The sequence below is a fragment of the Oleiphilus sp. HI0117 genome, from assembly GCF_001635235.1.
The window spans coordinates 1-4,843 of record NZ_LWGA01000883.1 but is presented as its reverse complement, the minus strand read 5'-3'; the positions used below and the strand labels follow the sequence as shown (position 1 = coordinate 4,843).

At 44.0% G+C, this 4,843-nt stretch carries 5 protein-coding genes; 4 read left to right on the top strand and 1 reads right to left on the bottom strand.

Annotated elements, in window-relative coordinates; all coding sequences use genetic code 11:
• Nucleotides 1-1,982 (bottom strand): RND family transporter (locus A3757_RS15510; RefSeq protein WP_156506345.1); only part of this gene is annotated, 1,982 nt, incomplete at its 3' end.
• A gap of 348 nt (nucleotides 1,983-2,330) precedes the next feature.
• On the opposite strand from A3757_RS15510, the gene ccoN reads away from it, so the two are divergent.
• From ccoN to A3757_RS15490, 4 genes are all read left to right on the top strand, one after another.
• On the top strand, nucleotides 2,331-3,761 hold the full coding sequence (ccoN, locus tag A3757_RS15505) for a cytochrome-c oxidase, cbb3-type subunit I (RefSeq protein WP_068506532.1): 1,431 nt from the start codon (nucleotides 2,331-2,333) through the stop codon (nucleotides 3,759-3,761).
• Nucleotides 3,761-4,366 carry a cytochrome-c oxidase, cbb3-type subunit II gene (ccoO, locus tag A3757_RS15500; protein ID WP_068554743.1) on the top strand — a complete coding sequence of 202 codons (606 nt, stop codon included), beginning with the start codon at nucleotides 3,761-3,763 and terminating at the stop codon, nucleotides 4,364-4,366. Before ccoN ends, ccoO begins: the two co-directional genes overlap by 1 nt.
• A gap of 2 nt (nucleotides 4,367-4,368) precedes the next feature.
• The gene (locus A3757_RS15495) at nucleotides 4,369-4,551 is read left to right on the top strand and encodes a CcoQ/FixQ family Cbb3-type cytochrome c oxidase assembly chaperone (RefSeq protein ID WP_068506528.1); all 183 of its coding nucleotides are present in this window, start codon (nucleotides 4,369-4,371) and stop codon (nucleotides 4,549-4,551) included.
• A gap of 2 nt (nucleotides 4,552-4,553) precedes the next feature.
• Nucleotides 4,554-4,843 (top strand): cbb3-type cytochrome c oxidase N-terminal domain-containing protein (locus A3757_RS15490; RefSeq protein WP_304439191.1); only part of this gene is annotated, 290 nt, incomplete at its 3' end.

The window sequence follows — 4,843 nt, the reverse complement described above, 5'->3', positions numbered from 1 at the left end:
AGGTCAAGTTGAACCTGCTCAAAGAAATGGGTGTATTCGAACGAGCCCTTGTTCCGCAATTGAGCTGAAATATGAGTCTTGGAGTAGTCATCGCTTACAACATTTCTTCGGTCTCGGCTGTTGGCATTATCAAAGAGGTAAAGAAGCTGCGCCGCTAGAACTGGGTCTTCCGGCACGCGATCATAAGTGGGGTCCCCTTCATGCATTACCTTATTTGTATCTTTTACGAAATCAGCCAAAGAAAAGGTTTTAACAACGCTGTCAGGGTAGGTTTCGACCAAGTGAGCCTGGAAGGCATCAATCACCTTAAGTACTGCCGGTTCTTTAAGCGCATCAGACGATTTCATGTCAACAATAAACTCGAGATTCTGTGCCCCCATCATCTCCTTGTCGACCAAATCGTAAGTAACCCGAATCGGTGCATCTTCTTTTGCCAATTCGACTAAATTTGAGTCAATTTTTACTTGAAGCGTACCAATTACAAACAAGCCGAAAAGCGCGATATAACAAAGCGTGACAACTTTACTCTTTCTTTTAATGTACGCGGGTATTTTATCAAGGAAGTGTTGAAGCGAACTTGCTCTTCCTGCACCTCCACCCGACGCATACTTGCTCTTCTTTGCCTCGGCTTTCTTGGACGCTTTCAGATGATACGGATGCCAGAGATCTAGTAGTACAGGTAAAAGAAATAATGTAAAAATGAAAGCTACACCGACACCTAGGGCAGAATTTAAACCAAAGATGGCTATTTGAGGTAGATCGCTAATCATCAGGGCCATCATACCCGCCATGGTCGTGATGGTTGTTAAAAATATAGGGATGCCGGTTTTGCGATAGGCCATTCGCATCGCAGGGCGATGCTCCTCACCTTCTTGTCTGTATAGCATATATGCGCTCAGCACATGTACACAGTCAGCAGTTCCAACGGCCAGTATCAACATGAATGACAGACTCACCATTGTCGACAAAGTAACGCCAATTGCGCTCAGAAAACCTATAGACCAGAAGGCCGAAAACGAAATCACAACGACCGGCCAAACGACAGCTGAAAAAGAGCGAAACAGTATCCACAGCAAGGTAACAACGGCCAATAGCATTAAGCCCATTAACATCGACGCTTGAGCCATATTGTTCATGGCAAACTCCATCATGGCGGCGTTGCCTGTAAAGTGGAAACTGAAATGAGCGAATTCAGGCTTTGCAGCAACGGTACGCAGAGACGTCATAAAAACTAAGTACTCATCCATACTCATTTCTTCAAAATCAATAGGCTCATCACTGAGCTCCGTTGACACTATCTCAACTGCTGCGTCATCAAACTCAAATTCATCGCCTTGGAGTAAATCAACACCTTCGTCAACCTGGGGTTCTGAGGAAGAGATAACGCCAAAATCGGTTTTTATACGAATACCGCCGAATCTATGATCTGGCGAAAAGTACGCTAACTTAAAAGCGTCCTGCCCTAGCGCAATAGATTTTCGTTGCTCTAGCTCGAGATCGCTAGTTGGATAATCCTGAGCGTACAATTTCTTAGAGATAAGCGTGTCTTTATCTGCTACCTGATACCGCGCATTGTACAAACTGTCAATTTGATCAATTCGCTGAAGTATTCCACGATCAAATTCTGGAGAAACATCTTCGCTGCTTAGTCCAAGCCGGTGGTCATCGAGCTGCTGGTGAAAGGCCCTAATAGTGGCTACAGATTTTGATGAGAAAACATTTCCATCCTGAGCTTCGTAAACAATATAGATGCCGTCATCACTGCCAAACTGCTGTCGATATTTATCTAAAGAAACTTTAGTTGGATCATCATCTTTGAACCAGCTTTCGAGGGACATATCCATCGTAAACTTAGTGACCATTGCGTAAATAAAAGCCGCAGAGATAACAAAGAAGAGGCTGACGACAAACAAACGGCGCTTAAGTAGATAATCCGGAGCTCGCTCGAAAAAGGAATTAAGACTAGAGAGATAATTTTGCAAAAGTAGGATCCATTCAATTAGTTGGGCAAGGCGCTGACGATGACTTTGTATAGCAAATTTGAAGAATGCTGCAGTTTTGTTGTTATTCAAATGCGTAAGCAATGATAACGAATTTCATTTACAGAAAGCTATAAAGGCCATAACTAAAATAGCAATCAGTTCTCAATTTTAGTTAATTGTACAAAATCTAAACTACCCACTTTGATGTATATCAACCCCACCCCTTAAGCACTTGATAAAAGGAATAAATATATACCCCACTTGACATACATCAAGGCAAAGTAGGTAGAGGCGCTACAGAATCGGCTTGCTTCCAACTTTTGGCAAATAATAAGGAACGTGAATCATATGAATCAAACGCCTATTCAACCTAAGAACTACGATTATGGAGTAGTTCGGCAATTCACCATTATGACGGTAGTCTGGGGAATTGTCGGAATGCTTGTCGGCGTGCTTATCGCCGCGCAACTTGCATGGCCCGCACTAAATTTTGACTTACCGTATTTAACTTTTAGCCGCTTGCGGCCTTTACATACGAATGCAGTAATCTTTGCGTTTGGTGGTTGTGCACTCTTTGCAACCTCTTATTACATAGTCCAAAGGACATGTCATACGACACTGTTCGCGCCTGGTCTGGCGAAGTTTACCTTTTGGGGTTGGCAGTTAATCATTGTATTAGCAGCAATCACTCTGCCTCTTGGTTTTACGCAAGGCAAAGAGTATGCAGAGCTAATCTGGCCAATAGACCTACTCATTGCAATCGTTTGGGTTAGCTATGGTGTTGTATTCTTCGGCACGTTGGTAAAGCGAAACGTTTCGCATATCTACGTTGCTAACTGGTTCTATGCAGCGTTCATTATCGCTGTAGCGGTACTTCATATCGTTAACAACTTATCTATTCCTACTAGCCTGACTCATTCCTACCCTGTCTTTTCGGGTGCAACCGATGCAATGACTCAGTGGTGGTATGGACACAATGCTGTTGGCTTTTTCCTAACTGCGGCGTTTTTAGGCATGATGTACTACTTCGTTCCAAAGCGTGCGAATCGCCCTGTATACTCCTATAGATTATCAGTTGTACACTTCTGGGCTTTGATCTCTATTTACATGTGGGCTGGTCCGCACCATTTGCAATACACTGCTCTACCAGACTGGGCCCAGTCACTTGGTATGGTGTTCTCCTTGGTTCTATTAGCTCCGTCATGGGGTGGTATGATCAACGGTATCATGACGCTATCTGGCGCATGGGATAAGTTACGCTCTGACCCGATCCTTAAGTTCCTGATTGTATCCCTATCGTTCTATGGCATGTCGACCTTTGAAGGGCCAATGATGTCGATAAAAACCGTCAACGCACTATCTCACTATACTGACTGGACAGTTGGGCACGTTCATTCAGGTGCGCTTGGTTGGGTTGCTTTTATTACTATCGGTTCCGTTTACATGCTTGTTCCTGAGCTATTTAACAAAAAGCGCATGTATAGCGAATCGCTGATAAACAGTCATTTCTGGATCGCAACAATTGGTGTAGTACTTTATATAGCATCAATGTGGATCGCTGGTGTAATGCAAGGCCTAATGTGGAGAGACATGGGTGACGACGGTACGCTGACATATACTTTCATTGAAAGTATCAAAGCTAGCTACCCCTACTATGTCGTACGTGTACTTGGTGGATTAATGTTCTTGGTTGGTATGTTGATGATGGCATATAACGTAATTAAAACCATCGGTTCTTCCGAGTTAGACAACGAAGCATCCAACAAGGAGGCAGCATAATGAATCATCAAACTATTGAAAAGAACAGCGCACTACTTGGTGTATTAATTGCCCTAGTAATTAGTGTTGCCGGTTTGGTTGAAATCGTTCCGCTGATGTTTCAAACACAAACGACAGAACCAGCACCAGGCGTTAAACCTTACACAGCGGTTCAGCTAGCGGGCCGCGACATCTACATTCGTGAAGGTTGTTACAACTGTCACTCACAGATGGTTAGACCTTTCGCTGATGAAGTGTTGCGATATGGCCCTCCGTCAGTTGCAGGTGAATCAGTTTACGACCGCCCGTTCCAGTGGGGTTCGAAACGAACAGGTCCTGATTTGGCACGCGTTGGTGGCCGTTACTCTGATGAATGGCATCGTATACATTTAATCAATCCTCGTGATTTGGTGCCTGAATCAAATATGCCAAGCCTCCCTTGGTTAGCCGAGGCACCAGCAGAAACTGATAGCATTATAAGCAAAATGGAAGCCTTACGTTTACTAGGCCATCCCTATTCAGACGAAGAAATCGCTAACGGGCCCGCCCAGCTAGCAAATATGACTGAAATCGATGCTTTGATTGCATACTTGCAAGTGCTTGGCACTGCAAACAACGGGAGATAAGCATGGGCGAATTACAGCACACACTAAGCGGTTTAATGACCGGCATGCTTTTGCTTACGTTCATCGGAATTTGCTTCTGGAGCTGGAGTGGCAAGCGTAAAGAAGCGTTCGAGGAAATGGCAAATCTTCCCTTGGATAACACTGCAACGAATACTTGCAATAACAAAGAAAAAAGTGAGGCCTAATTATGAGTACAGGATGGAGTATTTTCATCAGTGTATTGGTCATCGGCAACCTAGTTGGTGTCATGTGGCTACTGTTCGCGACTTCTTCAAAGAAGTCGGATGAGAGCGGTGAGGTCGAGTCTACCGGACATGAATGGGACGGTATATCCGAACTGAATCACCCACTACCAAAGTGGTGGTTTAACATGTTTATTCTGACAACTATTTTTGCAGCAATTTACATGTACCTTTACCCTGCACTAGGTAATAACGAAGGTTCATTAGGTTGGACTCAACTTAATCAGTTAGACGC

Bases quoted from the DNA above. Each gene is read 5' to 3' on its own strand.
- ccoN (WP_068506532.1), top strand. From the start codon at position 2,331: ATGAATCAAACGCCTATTCAACCTAAGAACTACGATTATGGAGTAGTT.
- ccoO (WP_068554743.1), top strand. From the start codon at position 3,761: ATGAATCATCAAACTATTGAAAAGAACAGCGCACTACTTGGTGTATTA.
- A3757_RS15495 (WP_068506528.1), top strand. From the start codon at position 4,369: ATGGGCGAATTACAGCACACACTAAGCGGTTTAATGACCGGCATGCTT.